The following is a 22,355-nucleotide window of genomic DNA, read 5'->3' as shown; positions in this document are numbered from 1 at the left end:
ATTATTATAATAATTGTGCTAATAAATTTATCGTCTGCTATTGGTGGAACAAATCGAATTCTTACCAAACTATTTGTTATTTATAAAATTAAATTGACTTAAGCGCTTTATTCTTATCGATCATCCTAAAACTTCATCGAGGACATTATACAATACAGTCACATCACCCCTATTAAAAAAATTTGTAAAGAAATGTTTTAGTTCCTTATCGTTAAATTAATGAGTGTAAATAATTTTCACAGTCTAAAAGGATAATAAAAAATGTTTTACTATCTCGCTTCCGCCTTCGGGGCCTCTATTGTGGGGGCGACTCTGGTATCATAGAACCGTATTATCTTATCGGCTATTACTTCGCAGTCTTCTTCCAGTGCAAAGTGTCCGGTATCCAGCAGGTTGAAATCAATATTTTCAAGATCATTTTTAAAAGGATACGCCCCTTCCGCAGGGAATATCAGATCATTCTTTCCCCACACGATTAGCGCAGGCGGCTGGTGCTTTCGCATATAGTCCTGCCACTCCGGATACGCCGGAGGATTAGTGCGATAATCGTAGAATAGCCGAAGCTGTATCAGGTCATTTCCCGGGCGGTCCAGGAATGACTGATCCATGTTCCAGTTATCAGGGCTTATTGATCTTATGTCCCGTACTCCATTTGTATATTGCCATATAGTCGATTCGAGTGTCAAAAATTTTCTTAATTCCATTTCATTTTCGGGTGTGGGGTCTTTCCAGTATTTTTTTAGGGGTATCCAGAACTCACGAAGGCCTTCTTCGTAAGCGTTCCCGTTCTGTATAATAAGCGATTCTATACGTTCAGGCTCGTTGACAGCTATACGAAAACCTACGGGAGCCCCATAGTCCATTAGATAGAGGCCAAATTTCTCCAGGCCCATTTTTTCGATGAACTTTCCGACTATGTTCGCAATATTGTCAAAGCTGTATTCGAACTCGTCCACGGCTGGCATGGAACTGTTCCCGAAACCCGGATAGTCAGGCGCTATAAGGTGAAATCGGTCCTGTAATGCAGGGATCAGCCTTCTGAACATATGGGACGAGGCAGGGAAACCATGAAGCAATAGTATGGCAGGTAAATTCCGCATGCCTGCTTCGCGATAAAAAATGTCGAGCCCGTCGATCTTTATTTTATCATATTTGATCATGATCACATCTCCTGTATTTTAAGCAAAATTTTGAACATCCGTTTTTCCTTTGTTTATGTGAATACGATTTTTCTTTGGAATATATCGTAAAAAGAATAATATCATTAATGACTGTTATTTGTGATACACTTTATAAATGATAGATAATTAAAACGATGCAAGGACAGCTATCAAAGATAGCTCATCCGGATCATGACAATGATTATCTTTAAAATTATTACGGAATCATAATATTATACCGGCAAACTACTTTAACAGCAAAAAAGTCTATTTTTAAATGGGAATATGATGAAAAAAACGATTTTCGTTTTAACGATATTACTGGTCATCGCCTTTTCAGCCAGCGCATATGCCCGAAATGAAGATGTCAGGCAAGCGTCTGCAGTCTTGAAAGATACAAATGGCAAAGAAGTTGGTTTAGCTCGCTTCACTGAAGATGAAAGTGGTTTGGTCCGTGTCGAAGTTAATGTTGAGGGTCTATCCCCCGGACTGCATGGTATCCATATCCACGAAGTCGGCAGTTGCAGTCCGACATTCGCAGCTGCAGGCGGTCATTATAACCCTCTTGGAAAAAAACACGGTCTTAGTAATCCTGAAGGCCCGCATGCCGGCGACCTGCCCAATATGGGAGTAAATAAGGATGGCAAAGGATACCTGAACACTACTACCGACCTGGCGACACTTTCACCCGGCCCTACAACGTTATTCGATCAGGATGGAAGCGCCATTGTTATCCACTCCGGGCCAGATGACCAGATAAGCGATCCTTCCGGCAACAGTGGCGACAGGGTCGTTTGCGGAGTCATCAAAGCAGAATAACCTGCATATTATCTTTTTCGGATACTGACAGTAAATGATCGATTAATAAAGAATACCTTATCTTTTTTATGTCATTTAGCTCCTGTTAAAACATTATTATAAAATTTTATTTTACTGTTTTGACCTGTCATGAAAATATATCGATTTTCATCTATCTTCAAACAAGAAAGCCGAATCAAAAATAAGATTCGGATAATAGAGACTTATTTTTCGTACCAGCATCGAAAATAGGTATTTATCCATAAGTAATAATAAAATTTATGAACAGTTAGCTTTATATATGAAAAAGTAGGAATAATACTTCCGTAGAAAAGTATAGTTTGTATATTAAAGAAAATAGCTTCCTACATAAGGCCCATTCGATGAGCATCAACACGATGGATCATAAATTACAAACTATCGACACATCGCTCCTATAAAAATGGGGCAGCAAATAAGGTGATATCATGCCTTTGGACACAGGAGATACTGCGTGGATTCTAGTCTCAACAGCAATGGTCTTGCTGATGACTCCCGGTGTTGGATTCTTCTACGGGGGACTTGTAAGAAAGAAGAACATTATTTCGATGATAGCGATGGCGTTCGTAGCGCTGGCTGTGATCACCCTCCAGTGGGTACTGTTCGGGTACAGCCTTGCGTTCGGCTCGGACATTATGGGCTTTATAGGCGGACTGGACTATATTGGTCTGGCCGGCGTAAGCCTGGAGACTCCTGACGGCGCCACTATACCTCCGATATTATTCATGGTATTCCAGCTTGTATTCGCAGCGCTGACTCTAGCTATACTGACATCGGTGTTCGCCGAGAGAGTAAAGCTCTCTTCATTCATAATATTCGGTATACTCTGGTCGACGCTGGTATATGACCCGCTCGCCCACTGGGTATGGGGAGGCGGATGGCTGGCGTCCCTTGGAGCGCTTGACTTCGCTGGCGGAACTGTAGTTCACATAAGCTCGGGTTTCTCGGCGCTAGCAATAGCGTTCGTGATAGGCAAGCGCGTCGGCTTCGGAAGGGATCTCATGGAACCGAGCAACATTCCTATAGCACTGCTCGGAGCGGGCATACTATGGTTCGGATGGTTCGGTTTCAACGCAGGCAGCGCCCTTGCAGCTAACGGTCTTGCAGCTAACGCATTTGTAGTCACTAACGTAGCTGCGGCAGCGGGCGCGGTCGCATGGATGCTTATGAGCTGGAAAGATTCAAGGCCCGCATCGCTGGGTATAGTGAGCGGCGCTATAGCCGGTCTTGTAGCGATCACTCCTGCGGCAGGATATGTCGATGCAATGGGAGCGATCGTGATAGGATTAGTGGCAGGACTGCTCTGTTACTGGGCTATGCTCTTCAGGATAAAGAAAGGTCTTGATGAAAGCCTTGATGCGTGGGCTATTCACGGTATGGGCGGCTTATGGGGTGCCATCGCGACTGGTATCTTTGCGGTCGCAGCGATCAACGGCTACACAGGGCTTATCTACGGTAACGTAGACCAGTTCATAGCACAGATCATAGCAGTAGTCGCCGCTATGGTATACGCGTTCGTGGTCTCATTCGTCCTTGCGAAAGTCATCGATATGACGATCGGCCTCAGGGTCAAGGAGGAAGAGGAATATGTCGGTCTCGATGTCTCACAGCATGGAGAACGGGCTTATCATTAAGGTGATAGCATGAAGATGGTAAAAGCAATAATCCGGCCTGAGAAGCTGGAGAGCGTTAAAAAAGCCCTTGAAGAAAAAGGGTTCAATGCCATGAGCATCATTGAGATGAGCGGCAGGGGTGAACAGAAAGGCATCACCCTTTTATACAGGGGAAAGAAGGTCGAGGTTGATATACTCCCGAAGATCATGCTCGAGATAGTCATCGACGATAAAGACGTCGATACAATAATCTCGGTCATCCGTGCCAGTGCACGTACTGGAAAGATGGGTGACGGTAAGATATTCGTCCTCCCTGTCGATATGGTGGCCAGGGTAAGGACTGACGAGGAGTGGAAGTAGACATACGGAAGCGTAATGCTTCTGTCTACTTTTCTTTTTATTTCTTTTAATTTTGGAAAACTTTTTAAATTTTATGTGTAATTCCTTTAAATTTTAAAGATAAGTAATGAAAAGAATATCTAACATGACCATAATACATAATGGCTTAGACATTATAATCTTAGCATACTTTAAATTGGGGGAAATCATGGATATGGATAATGATATTATGACGAGACATGGGGATTCAACTACTGATAAAAACACCGGATTCTCATGGACCTATCATATTCCGCTTATAAAAAATTCGGTCCTTTGGAGGGATCTTTTACTTGCTTTCGGCATACCTGTCATATTTCTGGGTATATTGTTACTATTTATTATGGGCGGAGAAGACCTTTTAATGATATTCATGATACTGGGATCAGTCTCTGCCTTTTTATTTTTCCTTATTGTCATCGCTTTGATAATCCTAAAGATCATATATGGCCGCGGGGTAGAAACGGTGTTTTACTTTGACGATAAGGGTGTGGGATACGAGTCAGGACGAACTTCTAAAAAAGTTGGCCACGGGCTTGCTATACTTGGCTCATTATCAGGGTCTCCCACGGCAGCCGGTGCAGGAATGTTGGCAGCATCTCGGGATTCAGGCTATATGAAATGGAATGAAATAGGCTCTGTCAAGTTGTATAACCGCGGTCGAGTTATTTACCTGAGAGGTAAAATGCTGATAAATCCATTTGCGTTGTATTGTACACGGGATAATTTCGATGCTGTTTCCGAATACGTTAAAAAACATGCGACGGACGCAAAGATAATAGAAAAGAGATAATACGAGTTAAATTTTAATGTTCTTCTGTTAGCCTGCTAACTGAAATCATTTTTTTGTTGTATCATTCTTATCCCTGTCATCATAGTATATCTCGAAAAACTATTTCATCATCGCCGTTATCTCTAGTATTCACGGAGATATTAAAATGAAGCGCATCTGTGTTTTCTGCGGCTCGAGCCCCGGTTCAAGACCGGAGTATGTAAGAGCTGCCAGACATCTCGGGACTGTGCTGGCAAATAACGGCATCGGGCTTGTATACGGCGGAGCGAAAGTCGGTATGATGGGCTATCTGGCAAGTGCCGTACTGGAATCAGGCGGCGAAGTCACCGGAGTGATCCCAAAAGGATTGGTCGATAAGGAAGTGGCTTTTTTCGGGCTCAATGACCTGCGAATCGTTGAAACGATGCATGAGCGTAAAGCTTTGATGTCGGAACTATCCGATGGCTTCATAGCGTTACCCGGAGGGCTTGGTACGATTGAGGAGTTTTTTGAGATCGTGACATGGGCCCAGCTCGGGTTCCACAAAAAACCTTGCGGCTTACTGAACATAAATAATTATTACGATAACATCATCAATTTCCTCGAACATTCAGTCAGCCAGCAATTCATCGACCCCGATCATCGTTCCATGATAATGGTAGATGAGACACCTGAAGGGCTATTGGCAAAATTTGATAGGTATCGGCCGTCTACAGCCGATAAAGCAAAGATCGTATTAAAAATGATGGACAGTATGACAAAAGTGTGATAATCTAACTCATATGATATATCGCTAACGAGGCACCTTCGCCATGTTTGCTAACGAACAGGATGTATCCGGAACGTTTAACGAGCATAAAAGTATATTTGCAAGGCTGGCAACTATCGATAAAAAATCGGAACTTGCAAGAACTTTAGCGCAGGAGATAAAAAGATTTTCACTTTACGATCTTCAGGTCATGAGCGCATTTTTGGAGAGGGAGATCAATAATTTACCATCACCTTACGGGGAAAATATTCGCCCGTACTTTATAGAGCAATATTTTGGAAGGTATTACAATATACTGGCCATATACAATAACGGTGCTTTCAGCGATAGGGATGAAGAGATAAATGATAAGCAGATGTTCAGGGATTATTGTAGTACTGTCATAAGCTTTGAACTGGAATATGATAAGGGATCGGAAAACAGGATAACGATGAACGATCCTTTTTACAGTCTTTATTATTATCTGCTTAGCTGTTTTTACATGTTCGTGCTGGACGAGCCAGGCCATCCTGTGGGTACGCCTTTTCCCGGCGGTTTTACCGTACAGAAAATAAACGGGGAATATTACTGTCCTATCCGGGATAAAGAAAAAGACGTCGAACGATCTATCTGTAATTTCTGTCCTGCTAAACAGGATGAAACGTATGATAAATCATAGATTTTAATTATAAATATAAATGATTTTGATAAGCGCCTGACGATATTTATTTTTAATAATAAATTTCTAACAAAATAAAAATGTATATCTATAATAAATAAGTTAGTGGGATTTATGAATGTTTGCGTTTTTTATTATGATGGTTTTTGCGAGTCTGAGATAGTCTTATCCATATGGGGCCGGCCGGTAAACTTTATCTTTGCAGCTCTGGAGGATCGCATATACATTAGCGAGGAAAAACAAAAATATTTACCGGACAAAACGATTGGCGAGCTTATTCCTGATGATATTGATATTTTTATCATACCCGGAGGAGATCCTTCTCATCTGTACGATAATATTGTCCTTAAAGATTTCATTAAGGCGCTTGATGAAAAGAATAAGTGGATCGCAGGCATATGCGGAGGCTCTTTCCTTATGGCAAAATACGGCCTTCTTGACGGTAAAAAGTGTACCGGCTCAGGTTCCGGCGTAGCTCCCGATTCCCGTTTCTTCCCATTATACGAGAAATCACATTTAGTGAATGAAGACGTCGTCATTGACGGAAATAAGATAACGGCCACCGGACAGGCATTCGTCGAATTCGCGATAGCTATCGGCAAGGTCATGGGTATCTATAAAAATGAAGATGAGATAAAAATGGAATATAACTGGCTAAAAAATATTAAAGGTTGATCCGCAGGCCTTATTTTAACTTCAAAGGAAATTCAGCAATCCATGAAGTATGGCAGGAGCTGTGATGTTGCCGGTCTTTTCACGGATGAAGCCAAATATCAGTCCGGCAAAGAACGTCCACAGGCCCCATTGCCATGCAAGATCAAATTTTCCGAGGAACGGGTTGAAGGGATTTAAGACATGCCACAGTCCGAATATCAGTGAAGCGATTATCAATCCCATACCCCAGTTCACACCAAAAAAACAATACGGTCGGCCAAACACCTCATTAAGCCTTGACTGGATGTATCCCCTGAACAGGATCTCTTCAGCAGGGCCGACGAACACGAAGAAAAAGATGAAAGTCAGAGCTATGTTTCCTATCAACGAGGCCGATCCGGATAATAATATGCCTGACATCAAAAAAACGGACATGCACGATGTGTTGACATTGCCTGCAGCGGGTTTTTTTCTCAAAGACCATGCAATTATATACAATAGCACTATCTCTATCGAGGATACGATCAAAGCTCCTTCCCAATGTTTCCAGTCAAGTATGAAAAGAGAGATGGAAAGCACAATAATGGGTATGGCGCATATTGTCACGATGTCCAGTTGATACTTAACATTACCAGTTGAGATTCCATACTCAGAAAATTTCTTTCTTTTAATAATTAAGAATACAAGAGGTATGGCCGCTATGATCAGGTATTCTAAAAAATTCCTGTCGAATATCCGGTTTTCCCAGACATTAAGTGAAGTGGTCAATAACGCCCGATATATGATAACGACTAAAGAAAAGATAAATAACACTTCAATGAACGCCATAGCCTTTTGTGACGAACTGTTCACGATGGATCATCCTGTAACTAATGATTATCGTCTTTTAGCTTATAATGATATAGCCGCGTCTTGATTTGATATACCTATTTTAAGTGTCCCGATCTATATTAATGACATATTCGTAAGATAAAAATAACTTATTATTGTTCAATTATCTCTTAAAAACCGTTAATTCAGGCAATTATGGCTAAATCACTAAATACCGACATAGTATAATAACGCTCCAAAAACCTGTATTGCACAGGAGGGAGTTCATGCCAGAAACAGCCAATGATTTTATTATCTACAGTAAAGTTATCGTGAACGGCGGAAAGATCCCGGCTAAATATACATGCGATGGGGAAGACATATCGCCGCAGCTTTCCTGGAGCGGAGCTCCTGCCGGTACTGTGTCGTATGCATTGATCGTAGACGATCCGGACGCTCCCGGTAAAGAATTTACTCACTGGGTAGTCTATAATCTTCCGGCTGATATGGTGGAACTTGAAGAAGGTATGGCAGCTTTTGAGATAATAAAAAAAGGCGGTTCACAGGGAAAGAATGATCTCGGGATGCAAGGATACGGGGGGCCGTGCCCGCCGAAAGGAAAACCTCACCGGTACAGGTTCCGTATTTATGCGCTTGACACTAAGTTAGACCTGCCTTCGGGAGTAACTAAAAATAACGTGATGAGTTTGATGAAAAGGCACATACTTGCCGAAGCCGGGATCGTCGGACTGTATAAAAGGGTATAAATATACTAAAGAATGTATCTACAAAGAACCGTGAAATCTATATTAATTATTAATTTTTACCGGTTTTATAGCCTTTTTACTATAATACTATGCACAAAAGCTATGTACTAGCCCGTAAATCTAGTTATATAAGTCAGATCATTTTATAATACCGGAAGATTACATTTTGTGTGCGGATCTTCACAGGTAAGATAATGAGGTATCTTCAAATAAGAATTATTGGCCGGGTAATTTGCTAGCACGTTCATTACTTCGTACCAATGCAACTACTTTTGAGGTTCTCGTCTGCTAACAAATAAAGACTGTAATTACAGTTGAAATGGAGTTTAATAAAGCTTCTATCATTTGAATACTGGATTGAAGCTACTATATCCTCTGTATTATGGTTATGCCCCCGTGAAATTACCAGGTATAGGGGTTGAAAGGAAAAGTATTACTAAAAGCTTGAAGGTGATTAACTGTATAAACCAAATAATAATCGTAAGGGCGGAAAGTCAACAACCGGCCAGGATGGCGAGATCGTAAGAGTAAGAACGCCCAATAAAAAGGAAAGGGAAGTTTTAGGCACAGTTACGAATATGCTGGGAGCAAGCCGTGTCACAGTAAGGTGTCTTGACGGTACGACCAGAATGTGCAGGATACAGGGGAAGATGAAGAAGAGGACCTGGATCCGTGAAGGCGACATCGTTATTATCGTACCCTGGGAGTTCCAGGACGAAAAGGCTGACGTAGTATGGAGATACACGGGCCCGCAGGCTAACTGGCTTGAGAAAAAAGGGTATTTAAAAACCGTCTAGATAAAATAAGGATATCAGATCAAACCCGATGACTTTATGATCTCAGGAAATAATTTATTTGCTTAGTCCGGTTATCCTGAGATTCTAAGTCCGTGGTCATATACCTAATAAAAACATTGTTTTTAAGAAATATGGTAATACTAAATAGATTGTCCCGCTAATTCCTTGTTTATTATATCTTCTATTTTGCCACAAAGTGCTCGAAGGTACACTATTTTTGTTAACCACTAAGCGCACGAAGGCGAACAAGGTACACAAAGGACTTTTTTTAGAAGGTTATCATATACTTAAAATTTTTTCGTGTTCCTTGTTTGCCTTTGTGCGCTTTGTGGTTAACGTTTTGTGTTCCTTGTTTGCCTTTGTGGCAGACTGATTTGTTAGATATTTGATAGTCCAACCTGTTTTAGCTAAAAACCCGGTCATAATTGTGCCATAAACCGGTTCCATATAGATATGCTTATGTCTTTTAAAATAAAATTGATTTTCTAACTATGATTAAATCACAGGGAGACATTTCATGAAAGTCGGTTTTATCGGTCTGGGCTACCTGGGCAAGACGATCGCTAAAAGGCTCATAAGCGAAGGCATTGAGCTCAGAGTATGGAACAGGACAAAGGAGAAAGCTGCCGACCTGGGCGTGCCTGTTGCAGAAAGCCCTGAGGCACTTATGTCTGAAGTCGATATTGTGTTCCTGAACCTTTTTGATAGCGATGCAGTCTCTTCGGTGATTGCCGGGGAGAACGGGCTGTTAAGCGGCGATTGTTCAGGTAAGATCATTGTCGACACATCAACGAATCATTTTGACCGTGTCGCGGGATTCTATGAAGAAGCTCGAAAACATGATGCACATTATCTTGAATCGCCTGTGCTGGGGAGCGTTGTACCAGCTTCACAGGGGGCATTGACAGTACTGGTCAGCGGAGATAAAAGCGCATATGAAAAGGCAAAGCCTATAATCGAAAAGTTCGGCAAGACCATATTTTACCTTGAAGAGCCGTCCATGGCGACTAAAATGAAGCTCATCAATAATCTTGTCCTAGGCTCCATAATGGCAACCTGTGCGGAAGCAGTGGTATTCGGTGAAAACGCAGGAATTGAAAAGAGTAAGGTAATTGACATCCTTCTTGCAGGTGCCGGAAATTGCGCTATACTCAATGGTAAAAAGGAGAAGCTGAACAAAGAAGACTTTTCGACGCATTTTTCATCGTCGCTAATATACAAAGACCTTCATTATCTCCAGGATCTTGCTAAGTCTATGAAAAGACCTCTGTTCACCGGAAGCATGATCAAGGAACTATACGGTATGACATACTCAAAAGACCTTGACAGGTTAGATTTTTCAGCGGTCTATAAAGTCATGAAGGACTATTAAGGAGAGTTTATGGCGACGCCGGTAAGGATTATCATTAATGATCTGATGCTCGAGGCCGAATTATTTGATACAGCCTGCGGTAATCAGATCGCCATTAAATTGCCTCTTGAGGTCATACCGCGTAAATGGGGCGACGAGTTTTATTTTGAAGTCCCCGTGAATATGCCTCTTGACGAAACGGCGACCATGGACGTAAATATCGGTGACATCGGGTACTGGCCTCCGGGTATGGCCATGGCCATATTTTTCGGCCCGACACCTATGAGCAAGGGTGAGAAGCCCGTTCCTGCAAGCGAGGTGAATATTGTGGGTAAGGTCATTGGGGATGCTACTATTCTTAAAAATGTAAAGGGCGTAAAGAAAATACGGATAGAAATGGCATGAAGGGCTTCTCATTATATCCTCGCAGAGTAGAACCAAAGTAATTTAAAGTGACTTTATGGATCTATACTATAATTATTGAGATAAAAGAGGCTCATTGTAAAGTTTACTACTGCAGTAATGTTCATGTCAAATTCATACTGCTTTTTAATTTATTATCGGAGTAATACTTTTAAATAAAAATATTTAAAAGTCCCCTTATAATGCCTATATTATCATTTTAAATAAAACCGCGAGAAGTAATATTCTCACGGTATTTTCCGGATGGGATCAAAGTCCTTACCTGGCGCCCATGGCGGCGTCCAGTAATGGTTTGAGCTGGTCTTTGGTCTTAAAGCCTAAAATCTTTGAACCGCCTCTATCCGTAGTAGTCCCTCCTCCGGGTGTTACGTATACGTAGCTACCGTCAGGATTTCTCTTCACAATGATATTCATCTGGGGTATCATGCTTACACCGAATGCTTTTGCTATGTCCTTGCTTTCGTCGACGTTTACCTCCTGGAATGATATGCCCCGGTATTCCTTAGATAGCTCGCTTACTATCGGTTTCTCTTCGTTACAATACTGGCACCACGGTGCTCCGAACAGGATAAATACAGGACCTCGTTGTAATGCTGAATCTATCCCCTGCATATATGAAGGTGAAGGCGGGGGTGTCGGTACTGGCGTCGGTGTCGGTGTCGGTGCAGGAGTTGGAGTTGGAGTTGGAGTTGGCGTCGGCGTCGCTTCAGGGGTCGGCGTAGGTGACATTACCGGAGTCGGGACGGGTGTCACTGTAGGCGCGGGAGTTGGTATTACGGTCGCTGCGGGTGTTGGTGTCGGTATTACTATTGCGGTTGCGGTGGGAGCAGTGACTGTAGGTCTGGCAGGGATCTCAGTTCCCAGCGGTGTTGCTGTCACTTCTTTGCCCGGTATCACGGTCGGCTCAGGCGATACCTCAGGTACAGGTGTGGGAGTAGGAGTTACCTGTTCTGTACAGCCTAAAGCTAGAGTTATACCTGCCGCTAATATCAAAAAGGTTAATATTATTTGATAAGGTCTCATCAGGATCTCCACCAATTACATAATATTAGAATAATATAGAATTAATTATTATATAATTGTATTTACAATTAAATAACCAAATTTATTATTATCTATAAAAATTTTATCTGCGATTTGAAGATGATATTTGTCATAATTTTTTTTATAGATGGATACGGTTCTTCGTAGTCCTTATCATTACCGGCTTAATCAATGATTTTTTATATTCTATGCGCTAATTATAATGGGGTGTTTTATGGAACCAAAATACGCTCAGGCAGTTAAGGCAGGTGTTATCGGCGGTATACTGCTCGCATTGAGCCATGTGCTTATGTTAGTGATAAACGTCGTAATATCGTGGATAGAAGCAGTTACTATCATCGGGTTACTTGGATGTTGTATCTGGATATTCTTAATGGTAATCGCGGCCGGTACGGGCGCTCTCGCGACGCGCTATGCTGCGCCTTACATTACGGGAATTAACGACGCTCTTTCGTTATCTGCAGTGGCCGGTCTGGTGGCCGGTATCCTGAGTGCGATAGCGCAAATGATAATCGCCTTTATAGAGCCGATATTGCTGGGTACCACATATGAATATACTTCGACCATAACTGAAGGCCTGGGCACAGGTCTAGGGCTCGGACTTGGTAGCGCTGTAGGATCTGCATGCTGCTGTGCTCCATTCAGCATATTGTTCACTATAATATTTGCGGCGATAGGCGGAGCTATATACGCGTACACACAGTTAAAGATAAAATAGATCGAAATACGGGTACTTCAGGTATCCTTATTTATTTCTTAATTTTTTCAATTATAAAATGGTCAGCTTCGTTTTCCGCCCATTCTACGCGGATCTTGCCCATATGTTTCATTCCTGCCTTTAATGCGGTTTTTGTCGAAGCTATGTTTTCCGGGTGAGAATATGCTACTATTCTTTTTATACCGGTCTCAAAAAGATAGTAAATTAATTCCGCGGTAGCTTCTGCAGCATATCCCTTTCTCCAATGTTCCGGCAATATCGACCAGTATATCTGGTGATCCGAACTCTCCGGATCCGGTGCCACTCCTATGGAACCGATATACTCATCCGTATTTTTATCCGCCACGACTAAAGAAAAGACCTGGTCCGATGTACCATAGGAGCTTATCGTCCAGTCAAATAGCTCCTTTATGCCTTTTTCTGTTTTTTGTTCCGGGTTGAAAAGCAGGTATTTTGTTGCATTTTCATCCTTCATAAATTTCCTGAAAGGCTCAAGATCCTTATTCTGGAATTTTCTTATTATTAACCTTTCAGTCAATAATTTTTCAGGTATATTCATGATCCGGCCTCTATCGATGTCTATATGCCTTTCTCTTTATTTTTTCTTATCTGGTTTGCATATTTACTTATCTGTTTCCACTTTTTCTTTTCCATGTTTTTTAATCCTATGTTCTTTTTCATCTCGACAGCTAAGAACTCTCTCTGAAGCTTTAAGTAACTTTGATACCTTTTCTCTGAGAGCGTGCCTTCTTTTATGGCCTTCTTTATAGCACATCCGGGCTCTGTATCATGTTTACAATCAGAAAACTTACATAGTCTGGAAAGCTCTTCGATGTCGCTAAAAGTTTCTTTCAGGCCTTCCCCGGCTTCCCATAATTGCAGCTCTCTCATGCCGGGATTATCGATGATGATCCCGCCTCCGTCGAGTAAAATCAGTTCTCTCTCGGTTGTAGTATGTCTGCCCCTGTCGTCGTCTTCTCTTATCCCGCTCACTTTTTGCCTTTCATAGCCCATGATCATGTTTATAAGGGTTGATTTTCCGACACCGGATGAACCCAATAGGGCAACAGTGTTCCCTGCGCTGAAATAGTCCATGAGTTCGCTTATGCCCGTATTCTTTATAGCGCTAATAACGTGTACGCTGATGCCGGGGGCTATCTCTTCGACTTCTTTTCTTCTTTCTTCAGGGTCATCGCAAATATCTGATTTACTTAGTATTACTACCGGGACGGCCCCGCTTTCTTTCGCTATGGCCACATATCTTTCCAGCCTTCTCAGGTTAAAGTCCCTGTTAAGCGATGTGACTATGAACACATGATCTACGTTAGTCACTATTACCTGTTCGCCGGCGACTCTTCCCGGATCTTTTCTGGAGAACTTGCTTTTACGGGGCAGTATTGAATGGATCGATGCGGTCCTGCTATCGTCCCTTAAGATCACAACCCAGTCCCCCACTGAAGGCCGTATTCCGGTCTGTCGTAATTTCCCGGAGACCTTCCCCCGCACTTCGCCGTCTTTGGTCAGGACTTTAAAACCATTCTTGTACTCAATGGATACCCTTCCTGCCTCATATCCGTCGGGGTAGTCTTTAAAACTCTCTTCAAAAAAGCTGTTCCAGCCGTATTTTTTTAAGATCGGATCCATCATTGTCATCTCCGCATTTGATGATAGGCTAATAATATAATATATCTTTCCGTCTAATATCAAGTTTGTTTTTCAAATAAAACATATTATATTAATTCATTTTTTATGACCAACAACTATTTCATTATCGGCATAATATGCTTCTTATTAAGGGAATATCGTCTATAAAGAAGCTTTAAGCGGTCGTTTTAACTGCAGAATCGAAAGCATGGATAATTCAAGATCATGGGCCTATGGCATCTATTCGGTGAGATCATATGCATGAAGAAGAGTTTGATGAATCGATATATCATATACCAAACCAGACTTTTTGCTCTCCCCACGGCATAAATTTTAGAAGCTTTATTTATAACGTCGAAGATAATCCGGCATTCTATCTTATATCTCCTCTAATCCCGTTATCGATGATCTACCTTAATTTTAATAGCTTATTTTGCGGCGATGTTCTTGCCGCCTTACTGATCACTTTTGCGGTATCCTTTTTGATCATGCCGATGTCTTTAGCGATATTATCCTTTAAGCGGGACCTGTATTATAAGGTAACAGATAGCAAATTTCTCATCTCGATCTTATTCGCTTTCTTATTATCCGCGATGGGGGCTATTCTTTATACGTTCACCCTGTCATAGCCTGATGGTCATGAAAACGGTCTCATAACGGATGTATTGTTATCCGGCCACTTATGCGCTTGAGATCTTATATCTTTTAGGTGTTATCGCCTGAGCAATATAAAAAAATATTTTAATACTTCAGGGAATAAGATTTTCATTCATTATCTGTTAATATATAATGACACAGGAGCTTCATACATGAAAACAATAGGGCTGATAGGCGGAATGAGCTGGGAATCATCCATAGAATATTACAGGATCATCAATGAATCGGTAAGGGACAGGCTTGGCGGCTTACATTCCGCGAAATGTATTATGTGCTCTGTCGATTTTGAAGAGATCGCAAAACTGCAGCGCGAGGGCGATTGGAAAGAATTGACTGAAAAAATGGTGGGGGCAGCAAGAAAGTTAAAGACCGCAGGCGCTGATTTTGTCATTATCTGTACGAACACGATGCATATAATGGCCGACGATGTCCGCGATCAAGCCGATATACCATTGATACATATCGCCGACGCAGCCGGGCAGAACATAAAAGAAAAAGGCTTGAAGAAAGTCGGCCTGCTCGGTACGAAATTCACGATGGAAAAGGACTTCTATAAAAAGAGGCTGCAGGAAAATTATGGCATTGAGGCTATCATTCCCGACGAAAATGACCGTGAAGAAGTCCACCGTATCATCTTTGAAGAATTATGTGCGGGAGTGATAAAGCGATCTTCAAAAGCCAGATTCAAAGAAGTCATCGCGAAACTTGTCTCGAGTGGCGCCGAAGGCGTAATCCTGGGATGTACGGAAATACCGCTTATCATAAAGCAAGAGGATGTGAACGTGCCTGTTTTCGATACTATGACGATACATGCCGTTTCCGCAGTAGATATGGCTTTGAATTGATCTGAGATCGATCAATATTTTCTTATTTTAAAATTTTCTTAAGTTATTGACCGCGTATTTTGCGTTCTAACAAAGTTCTTGACCGGGATGATTATAAAATTAATTGTAATAACATTATTATAAATAATATTTTATATAATAATACGGTGTGTAATATGGCCATTAATTTAAATCTTGATCCATTAACTGTGATGGACCTTATTCTATGTGTTTTCATATTGATTATAGGCTATCTCGGATACCATAAAAAACGCAGTGAAGTACCGTTATTGATCGCTATTGCATTCGGCCTTTTAGGCTTATCGTATCTGGTAATGGTTCTGGGCTTCGAGAATGTTGAAATGTTGACATTCGTAGCAAGATTGATCGGATATCTTGTCGTGGTATTTGCACTGTATAAGTATCTGATTTAATTTAATATGGTTAAAAATGGCCAAGATAGATACCTGGCCATATATTTATCTTTTTTATTGACATGCACCTGTCGCAGTCAGAGGTATTGCATTATTCGCGCCATATCCGAATGCTGACGGGTTTATTCCCGGGCACCATGATGAACCGAATTGGTATGCGCCCGGATCGAACCCGAATGTGCCGGGTACGAAACTTCCTGCGTAAGGAAATCCATAAGCGGCAAAATTATTGTACGTATACGGCGAAGGGCATAGCCCGCATAACGGGATATTGAACGGCGCATATGCGAACGGTGTCCCGCAACTGCAATATCCTTGTCCGAAAACCCCTGCACAGGATGGAAGCACTAAGGCCGTGGCTAAAATTAATGCTGCTAACAGTGATATGATCTTTGATACTTTCATATCATCCCTCTTTTTAAAAGGTATTTTTACTGACATTATTATAAAAATGGCCAAGTAAGTCTCTTGACCATTTTATATATACTGGCTTATCAACTTACTGTGAAACGCCAGCTGTCGATGCGTATGGTGTTGCGATCTGTCCCGGGCCGTAGCCACCTAAGCCTAAGCCTGTTCCGCACTGTCCCGGGCCGTAGCCACCTAAGCCTAAGCCTGTTCCGCACTGTCCAAGGCCGTAGCCACCTAAGCCTAAGCCTGTTCCATACGGGAATCCACCAAGACCGAGGCCGCTGCCAAAGAGTGAACTGCCGAGGCCGAACATTGAACCGAATGGGAATCCTCCCATACCATAGCCTGCTCCATACGGGAATCCGCCCAGTCCGCATCCTGGTGATGATGACGGGAATCCTCCGAGGCCGTATCCGCATGGAGTACCGCAACTTCCATAACCATATCCGCATCCTGCCGGCGATCCCAGCCCGTATCCCCCATAGGGACTAAAGAACGAAGCGCTGGACGGAAGCACAAATGCAGCCGTTATTGAAAACACGACTAATACTAATACGATTTTTGATATTTTCATTTCATCCCCCAATCAAATAATTGATTAGATTTATTTATAGAATGTTAAAATTAAAAGCGTATGAGCGGATAAATTATGCATTTTATTACTGAATGCTTGTTATATTTGGCTATAATTATGTTATTTTAAAGTGTATTTACATAACCGATTGTCCAGGATGTTGGTAATTCCTTAATAGTCATTCCCGGTCCCGGAAACTATGGTGTATGTTCAAAAGTGTTTTCTGTATTATCCGGAAATGCATATTCTACGATAATTTATTATTTTTGACATATTTGTCAGATATTTTAAGCGATAAATTTCATCAATATAATAGTTAAAATAACGATGATGAAGAATAATTTCGTTAATATCTGGCGTTCTTTCCTGTCAGTGTCTTTACCTTTACCGGCATCCGTAAAAGGGCACCATGTGGATATCATTGAATGGGGGACTAACAAGGACCATTATCGTGTAGGCGATGCCGTAACAGCTTTTATAAAGATTAAAAATACCGGTGAAAAAGATATAAAGGACGCTAATGCTAAAGTGCTGGTAAAAAGAAAAACCGTGTTCGGTGAAATAAAGGTGCACGAGGGGGATTATAAAGTCTCGGATTATATTAAGGGTCTCAGGATCAAGCCCGGTGAAACGAAAGAATTGATCTTCCCGCCGGGTTCCATGCCTCAATTTTTAATTCCTGATGTGCCTTTGATAGAAGGAAAATATCGGTTCGAGATAAAGATAACCATCGATGGGAATGAGATGGGGAAACTGGAAAGATCCATCCTTATCAGTAAGTGACATATATCGGAGCTTAAAAATATGTTCCGGATAACAGGAATTCATATTAATTATTTTATATGATAAGATACAACTTTTTTAAAAAAGCATGATCAATAAGCTATCATCCGGATCATGAAAATAAATAAACATCAAGCTGGTAGATAAGTTGATTGAATGGATAAACGTAATAATAATGACAGCTACATGCCTGTTAAGTTTTTACTTTTACATCAAAAGCGTGGGTCCTGCAGCGCTTGAAAAAAAGATCGGGAAGAATGCATATAAAAAATGTACTCAATACCGGATGTTATCCGGGATATTCATGACTATCAGCTTCCTGTGCTATGTAGTCTATTATTTTTTTCCGTTACCGATCCCTGTCCCGCAGACCTTCCCGTGGGATTGGCGGTTCTCCGCAGTCCTGGCGGTCATCCTGGCCATACCTTCGGGATATATATTATTAAGGGGCGTGCTGGATGCCGGAGAAGAGTCCATGATCGTGAAAAAGGAACATACGATGTACGGAGGGATATATGATAAGATCCGACATCCGCAGGCACTCGGTGAACTGCCGTTCGTATGGGTCATATCACTTTTATTGAACTCCCCGTTCCTCTTTGTGTTCTCATTCATATGGGTCCCGATCTATTATTATATGTGTATCGCAGAGGAAAAGGATCTGGAGATCCGTTACGGTCAAAAATATCTGGAATATAAGAAAAATACCGGATTTCTTATCCCAAAAAATACAAAATAAAATTTAAACTTTTTACATATTCGTAACTTTTTTAATTAACGAATAATGGAATTACTTATTATTATTCGATCAGGTATGTAACAATTGGATTGAAATAAAAAACTGACCATTTCTCTTTTAAAGCTAATTTTTTTGAGATATATGATCATATCATTGTCCATTATCATGATCGTTTTAGCCCTCAGTATCGTGAATTAATGTACTGGACTGATAAAAAATTTTACATTTATGCTAGCTTTTTTATCTCATAATATTTGAATTTAAAAATGCATGTATAGCGCTCTATTCTAACTTAATTTTCTAGTGTTTGCCCGGTAAAGAATGCTATATCTTCCCTACCATATGTACCATATGTGCAAAAGCTTTATATATACATAGTTAATCTATATACCTATGTATGATAGGTATGTTGAATACCGAAAATAAGAGGTAATTAGAATGGAACAAAATGAAGGATTTATTGACGCAATGGTCAATTCAATAAAATATGGCGTTTCAGATCTCGGAGCCTTCCTGATAGGCGGCTTATTCACAATTTTATCAGCTTTCATCATCGGTATACCCTTCCTTTTAGGGTATATAACGAGATGCGGAAAGGAACTGATCAAGGGTAATGGCAAAATGCCTGCATGGGATGACTGGGGCGGATTGTTTAAAGACGGCCTGGTAGTGATACTCCTGGCTATAGTCTATGCCCTTGTTATCGGATTATTGTACGTACTGGTATGCCCGTTATTTATCGCTGGAGATATTTTTAACAGCAATATAATGCTTGCAGCCGGAGTAATATTCCTGTTACCGATAATGCTTATAGGGGGCTTACTGGGATTGCTGTTCTATCTGTCCTGGCTCGTTTATGCGGCTACCGGCGATCTTGGAAAAGCACTTAACCCGTTGAATGGCATCAAACTGTTCATGACTGAGCCTCTCGGTTACATAGGCGTACTTGTCGGTACTTTCTTAATAGGTATATTCTTGTCCGTATTAGGCGCGATCGTAATAACGGCACCCTGGACCGGTTTTCTTGGCACTGTATCCGGAGCATATCTCTATGTATGGTTCTATAAGAAGGCCATATTAAAAGGAGCAAATATTGCTTAGATGCGGTAAAATTAAAATTATATAACCGGAAAGCAGCGTAGCCAATGACTGCTTTCCATTATCCTCCTGTTATTTTTTTATGATTTTTTATCTGAACGGAAATGCCGATATATCATGAGTGCCTGCAGCTCGTTCTATTCGTGATAGATCATCAAATAACTTCTCTAGGCCCTCGTCGCCGATAAACTTTGCCTCGTCCTCGAGCATCTTCCTGTCGAGCTCTTCAATTGAACTCTTCGGTAACGCAGCCTGCAGCGCAGTAAATAATACGGATTCTTCCCAGGCGATGTGCACTCTTATCAGGTCTGACATCATTATGCCGGACTGTATAAGTTCGTCCCTTTCTTTTTCATTCCCGATCTTTTTTGACTTCGTAAGTTCCAGCATTCTTTTTGTTGTCTCCCTTGCCATATCATGTTGTGCCTGCAATTTATCCGCAACCTCCATTAAGGTCTTATCATATTTGAATTTGGGATAGATGTTCTCTTCTTCGAATTTCATGTGATGGTCTATCACGATATTTTTAATGATCAACGCTGACTGGTTCAAAGGCGTCAGATCGGTTTTCATATCTGACGAGAGTCTTGTCAGGACATTTTCCATGGCTATGATCAACCTTGTAAGAATGGCATGTTCCCTTGATAGCTCTTCAGTCGCAGAGATCTCCCTTAGTCCTTTTTCGAGCCTTCCCGATATCCTTGGCGCAGAGACCTGGACAAGACTGCTGAAGAATAAGCCCCAAACATTTTGTGACTCTTTAATCGTTTTCATGTTTTTCACCATCCAGTTCCTTTCGACCGGTATAATTATATAATGTACTAAAATAAAAAATCGTTTTAAGCATATATGAAATGTTTTGTACAGTATGAGCTGGTATTTAGCTTATGTGAAAATTATTTTTAATGACCGGTAGAAAAAATACTCTGGAATAAGCTACTGTAACCATATTAATAAAATGCGTATGCAAAAAGATTATAATTACTTGGACCGGATAATTAATGATTTAAAGAATGACTATTCGTTAAACATATTAAAAAATTTACTTAGTTACCATTTACTTTATTCTTTTTTCTGTAAGCCATACCCTGGAATATTGCTATGATATCGCCATTATCGTCTGTAATATTGACCGTATATGTGGCAATTTTTGGATTGATCGATATCTCTTCCGCCTCTGCATATAACGTACCTTCCGATATTGCCTTCATATAGGAAATATTAGCATTGATGGCCACCGCGACATTACCATGGGTGTTAGCAGCGACAGCGAACGCAAGGTCAGCCAGAGTGAATATTGCGCCTCCGTGCACTGTTTTTAGCCCGTTGAGGTGGTGATCTTTTATATCCATTTTTACTCTGGACCTTCCCCCGGAAACCTCCAGTATCTCTATGCCTGCATGTTCTGCAAACTTATCTTTCTTGAACAACTCTTTAATATGTTCCATATCTTTCTCCTGTATATCCTAGTTTATATTAAATGTATTAAATAACCTCCGTTAACTTTTCCTTATATTATTCCCGCCGAACTGCAGACGACTCTTCCGATCACTAACAGTATCGGCCAGAGTATAAATTCCGCATCAGCTAAAATGCATGATACTGTCCTGATCTTTTTACTGTTGGCTGAGTTTGCCCTGACCAGATAGTATAAGTCGTAAAAGTAAAGCACGATCAGCGAAAGAGCATATACCGGGATCATCTCGATATACACGCCTATAGCCAGGGGCAGGAATGCGAATAAGTTCAATGCGTGTAAAAATTTTAAAGTACCGTCATTTCCGAGCATCACGGGCAATGTTTTCAATCCATGCTCCTTATCGCTTTCAAGGTCTTTCAGGTCATAGAATATCACGTTTATTATCACTTTAAAGTAAATGAAGTTAAATATCTGGACGAAAGCGACGCTGAACTCGACCGAGTTTGAGAACAATAACAGAAAAGTTCCCGTCGATGCCCATATTAGCGCTGTGTATATGTTCTTAAATCCGATTATTTTCTTTGTAAGGTCCTTAAAAAAGCGGCCATATACTATTCCGCTTAAAGTCAAAATAAATACGCAGATCATCAATCCATAATTCCCGTAAACAAATAGCAGCGATACAAGAAGCACTATATAAAAGCAGATAAGGTATGGGAATATTTTGATCTTTTTATCGATATAATCGACTCGCTCAGGGTTTGTTGTCCGATCTTTATCGATTTCCCCGTAATAATCATAGCTATAAACAATAAGGGGCATCAGGTATGCTATAGCCAGTATCGTAAGATCCACCGGCCTGTTCATTAAGATCGATACCGATAATATGAATGCAGGCGCAACCAGTGAGCTAAGATGCCCTCCATATATTATCTCGTTCTTCAGCGTTTTCAGGAACTTATATTTCTTTTTTTGGGTCGACATATTTTCCGGCATGGGTCTACCTCAATATGTTAACCC

General features: G+C 41.1%; 28 protein-coding genes. 18 read left to right on the top strand and 10 right to left on the bottom strand.

Features of this window, described 5'->3' with window-relative positions:
* Positions 1 to 269: 269 nt before the first annotated feature.
* A complete protein-coding gene (locus tag CUJ83_RS12925; protein ID WP_230742739.1) occupies positions 270 to 1,160 on the bottom strand; it encodes an alpha/beta fold hydrolase in 891 nt (296 codons plus the stop codon).
* Between the two features lie 288 nt (positions 1,161 to 1,448).
* Between CUJ83_RS12925 and CUJ83_RS12920 the strand changes: the two genes are divergently transcribed.
* From CUJ83_RS12920 to CUJ83_RS12890, 7 genes are all read left to right on the top strand, one after another.
* Complete coding sequence (locus tag CUJ83_RS12920; RefSeq protein WP_230742738.1) at positions 1,449 to 1,979, top strand: superoxide dismutase family protein; 531 nt, start codon at positions 1,449 to 1,451, stop codon at positions 1,977 to 1,979.
* A gap of 446 nt (positions 1,980 to 2,425) precedes the next feature.
* A complete protein-coding gene (locus CUJ83_RS12915) occupies positions 2,426 to 3,631 on the top strand; it encodes an ammonium transporter (RefSeq protein WP_230742737.1) in 1,206 nt (401 codons plus the stop codon).
* Positions 3,632 to 3,640: 9 nt separating this feature from the next.
* Positions 3,641 to 3,970, top strand: coding sequence for a P-II family nitrogen regulator (locus CUJ83_RS12910; protein ID WP_230742736.1), 330 nt, complete (start codon positions 3,641 to 3,643; stop codon positions 3,968 to 3,970).
* A gap of 187 nt (positions 3,971 to 4,157) precedes the next feature.
* On the top strand, positions 4,158 to 4,781 hold the full coding sequence (locus CUJ83_RS12905) for a hypothetical protein (RefSeq protein ID WP_230742735.1): 624 nt from the start codon (positions 4,158 to 4,160) through the stop codon (positions 4,779 to 4,781).
* 145 nt (positions 4,782 to 4,926) lie between these two features.
* Entirely contained in the window at positions 4,927 to 5,529 is a 603-nt protein-coding gene (locus CUJ83_RS12900) for an LOG family protein (protein WP_230742734.1), read from the top strand.
* Between the two features lie 43 nt (positions 5,530 to 5,572).
* Complete coding sequence (locus CUJ83_RS12895; RefSeq protein WP_230742733.1) at positions 5,573 to 6,187, top strand: DUF2115 domain-containing protein; 615 nt, start codon at positions 5,573 to 5,575, stop codon at positions 6,185 to 6,187.
* A gap of 114 nt (positions 6,188 to 6,301) precedes the next feature.
* Positions 6,302 to 6,862 (top strand): DJ-1/PfpI family protein, encoded by a 561-nt coding sequence (locus CUJ83_RS12890; RefSeq protein WP_230742732.1) that lies wholly within the window; start codon positions 6,302 to 6,304, stop codon positions 6,860 to 6,862.
* 21 nt (positions 6,863 to 6,883) lie between these two features.
* Here the strand turns inward: CUJ83_RS12890 and CUJ83_RS15950 are convergent, their stop codons facing one another.
* Positions 6,884 to 7,693: a CPBP family intramembrane glutamic endopeptidase gene (locus CUJ83_RS15950; protein WP_230742731.1), complete on the bottom strand. Its 810-nt coding sequence runs from the start codon at positions 7,691 to 7,693 to the stop codon at positions 6,884 to 6,886.
* Positions 7,694 to 7,938: 245 nt separating this feature from the next.
* On the opposite strand from CUJ83_RS15950, the gene CUJ83_RS12880 reads away from it, so the two are divergent.
* From CUJ83_RS12880 to CUJ83_RS12865, 4 genes are all read left to right on the top strand, one after another.
* Positions 7,939 to 8,418: a YbhB/YbcL family Raf kinase inhibitor-like protein gene (locus tag CUJ83_RS12880; protein ID WP_230742730.1), complete on the top strand. Its 480-nt coding sequence runs from the start codon at positions 7,939 to 7,941 to the stop codon at positions 8,416 to 8,418.
* Between the two features lie 458 nt (positions 8,419 to 8,876).
* Positions 8,877 to 9,215: a translation initiation factor eIF-1A gene (gene eif1A, locus CUJ83_RS12875; protein WP_255668588.1), complete on the top strand. Its 339-nt coding sequence runs from the start codon at positions 8,877 to 8,879 to the stop codon at positions 9,213 to 9,215.
* A 517-nt stretch (positions 9,216 to 9,732) separates the two neighbouring features.
* Complete coding sequence (locus tag CUJ83_RS12870; protein WP_230742729.1) at positions 9,733 to 10,587, top strand: NAD(P)-dependent oxidoreductase; 855 nt, start codon at positions 9,733 to 9,735, stop codon at positions 10,585 to 10,587.
* Positions 10,588 to 10,596: 9 nt separating this feature from the next.
* A complete protein-coding gene (locus CUJ83_RS12865) occupies positions 10,597 to 10,971 on the top strand; it encodes a cyclophilin-like fold protein (RefSeq protein WP_230742728.1) in 375 nt (124 codons plus the stop codon).
* A gap of 276 nt (positions 10,972 to 11,247) precedes the next feature.
* On the opposite strand, the gene CUJ83_RS12860 is transcribed toward CUJ83_RS12865, so the two are convergent.
* Positions 11,248 to 12,012 carry a thioredoxin family protein gene (locus CUJ83_RS12860; RefSeq protein ID WP_230742727.1) on the bottom strand — a complete coding sequence of 255 codons (765 nt, stop codon included), beginning with the start codon at positions 12,010 to 12,012 and terminating at the stop codon, positions 11,248 to 11,250.
* A 235-nt stretch (positions 12,013 to 12,247) separates the two neighbouring features.
* Between CUJ83_RS12860 and CUJ83_RS12855 the strand changes: the two genes are divergently transcribed.
* Complete coding sequence (locus CUJ83_RS12855) at positions 12,248 to 12,751, top strand: hypothetical protein (RefSeq protein WP_230742726.1); 504 nt, start codon at positions 12,248 to 12,250, stop codon at positions 12,749 to 12,751.
* Positions 12,752 to 12,782: 31 nt separating this feature from the next.
* Here the strand turns inward: CUJ83_RS12855 and CUJ83_RS12850 are convergent, their stop codons facing one another.
* Both CUJ83_RS12850 and rsgA read right to left on the bottom strand, forming a co-directional pair.
* Positions 12,783 to 13,310: a GNAT family N-acetyltransferase gene (locus CUJ83_RS12850; RefSeq protein WP_230742725.1), complete on the bottom strand. Its 528-nt coding sequence runs from the start codon at positions 13,308 to 13,310 to the stop codon at positions 12,783 to 12,785.
* Between the two features lie 20 nt (positions 13,311 to 13,330).
* Complete coding sequence (gene rsgA, locus CUJ83_RS12845) at positions 13,331 to 14,395, bottom strand: ribosome small subunit-dependent GTPase A (protein WP_369424347.1); 1,065 nt, start codon at positions 14,393 to 14,395, stop codon at positions 13,331 to 13,333.
* Positions 14,396 to 14,652: 257 nt separating this feature from the next.
* Between rsgA and CUJ83_RS12840 the strand changes: the two genes are divergently transcribed.
* The 3 genes from CUJ83_RS12840 (at position 14,653) to CUJ83_RS12830 (ending at position 16,310) form a co-directional block, all read left to right on the top strand.
* Positions 14,653 to 15,024 (top strand): hypothetical protein, encoded by a 372-nt coding sequence (locus CUJ83_RS12840; RefSeq protein ID WP_230742723.1) that lies wholly within the window; start codon positions 14,653 to 14,655, stop codon positions 15,022 to 15,024.
* Between the two features lie 180 nt (positions 15,025 to 15,204).
* Complete coding sequence (locus CUJ83_RS12835; protein WP_230742722.1) at positions 15,205 to 15,897, top strand: aspartate/glutamate racemase family protein; 693 nt, start codon at positions 15,205 to 15,207, stop codon at positions 15,895 to 15,897.
* 155 nt (positions 15,898 to 16,052) lie between these two features.
* Positions 16,053 to 16,310, top strand: a complete 258-nt coding sequence (locus CUJ83_RS12830) for a hypothetical protein (protein WP_230742721.1) — start codon at positions 16,053 to 16,055, stop codon at positions 16,308 to 16,310.
* Between the two features lie 54 nt (positions 16,311 to 16,364).
* Here CUJ83_RS12830 and CUJ83_RS12825 read toward each other — a convergent pair whose 3' ends face one another.
* Positions 16,365 to 16,715 carry a hypothetical protein gene (locus CUJ83_RS12825; protein WP_230742720.1) on the bottom strand — a complete coding sequence of 117 codons (351 nt, stop codon included), beginning with the start codon at positions 16,713 to 16,715 and terminating at the stop codon, positions 16,365 to 16,367.
* Between the two features lie 94 nt (positions 16,716 to 16,809).
* Entirely contained in the window at positions 16,810 to 17,295 is a 486-nt protein-coding gene (locus CUJ83_RS12820; protein WP_230742719.1) for a hypothetical protein, read from the bottom strand.
* A gap of 327 nt (positions 17,296 to 17,622) precedes the next feature.
* Here CUJ83_RS12820 and CUJ83_RS12815 point away from each other — a divergent pair, with 327 nt between their 5' ends.
* The 3 genes from CUJ83_RS12815 to CUJ83_RS12805 all read left to right on the top strand — a co-directional run bounded on the left by CUJ83_RS12815 (position 17,623) and on the right by CUJ83_RS12805 (position 19,918).
* Positions 17,623 to 18,078: a hypothetical protein gene (locus CUJ83_RS12815; protein ID WP_230742718.1), complete on the top strand. Its 456-nt coding sequence runs from the start codon at positions 17,623 to 17,625 to the stop codon at positions 18,076 to 18,078.
* Positions 18,079 to 18,226: 148 nt separating this feature from the next.
* On the top strand, positions 18,227 to 18,817 hold the full coding sequence (locus tag CUJ83_RS12810; protein WP_230742717.1) for a methyltransferase family protein: 591 nt from the start codon (positions 18,227 to 18,229) through the stop codon (positions 18,815 to 18,817).
* A 438-nt stretch (positions 18,818 to 19,255) separates the two neighbouring features.
* Positions 19,256 to 19,918, top strand: a complete 663-nt coding sequence (locus CUJ83_RS12805) for a DUF4013 domain-containing protein (RefSeq protein WP_230742716.1) — start codon at positions 19,256 to 19,258, stop codon at positions 19,916 to 19,918.
* A gap of 87 nt (positions 19,919 to 20,005) precedes the next feature.
* Here CUJ83_RS12805 and CUJ83_RS12800 read toward each other — a convergent pair whose 3' ends face one another.
* The 3 genes from CUJ83_RS12800 to CUJ83_RS12790 all read right to left on the bottom strand — a co-directional run bounded on the left by CUJ83_RS12800 (position 20,006) and on the right by CUJ83_RS12790 (position 22,331).
* Positions 20,006 to 20,689: a hemerythrin domain-containing protein gene (locus CUJ83_RS12800; protein WP_230742715.1), complete on the bottom strand. Its 684-nt coding sequence runs from the start codon at positions 20,687 to 20,689 to the stop codon at positions 20,006 to 20,008.
* A gap of 272 nt (positions 20,690 to 20,961) precedes the next feature.
* Positions 20,962 to 21,363, bottom strand: coding sequence for a PaaI family thioesterase (locus tag CUJ83_RS12795; protein WP_230742714.1), 402 nt, complete (start codon positions 21,361 to 21,363; stop codon positions 20,962 to 20,964).
* Between the two features lie 62 nt (positions 21,364 to 21,425).
* Positions 21,426 to 22,331 carry a UbiA family prenyltransferase gene (locus CUJ83_RS12790; protein ID WP_230742713.1) on the bottom strand — a complete coding sequence of 302 codons (906 nt, stop codon included), beginning with the start codon at positions 22,329 to 22,331 and terminating at the stop codon, positions 21,426 to 21,428.
* Between the last annotated feature and the right edge of the window lie 24 nt (positions 22,332 to 22,355).

Origin of the sequence: Methanooceanicella nereidis (assembly GCF_021023085.1) — an archaeon.
Classification (GTDB): Archaea; Halobacteriota; Methanocellia; order Methanocellales; family Methanocellaceae; genus Methanooceanicella; species Methanooceanicella nereidis.
This window is presented reverse-complemented; position numbering and strand designations above follow the sequence as displayed.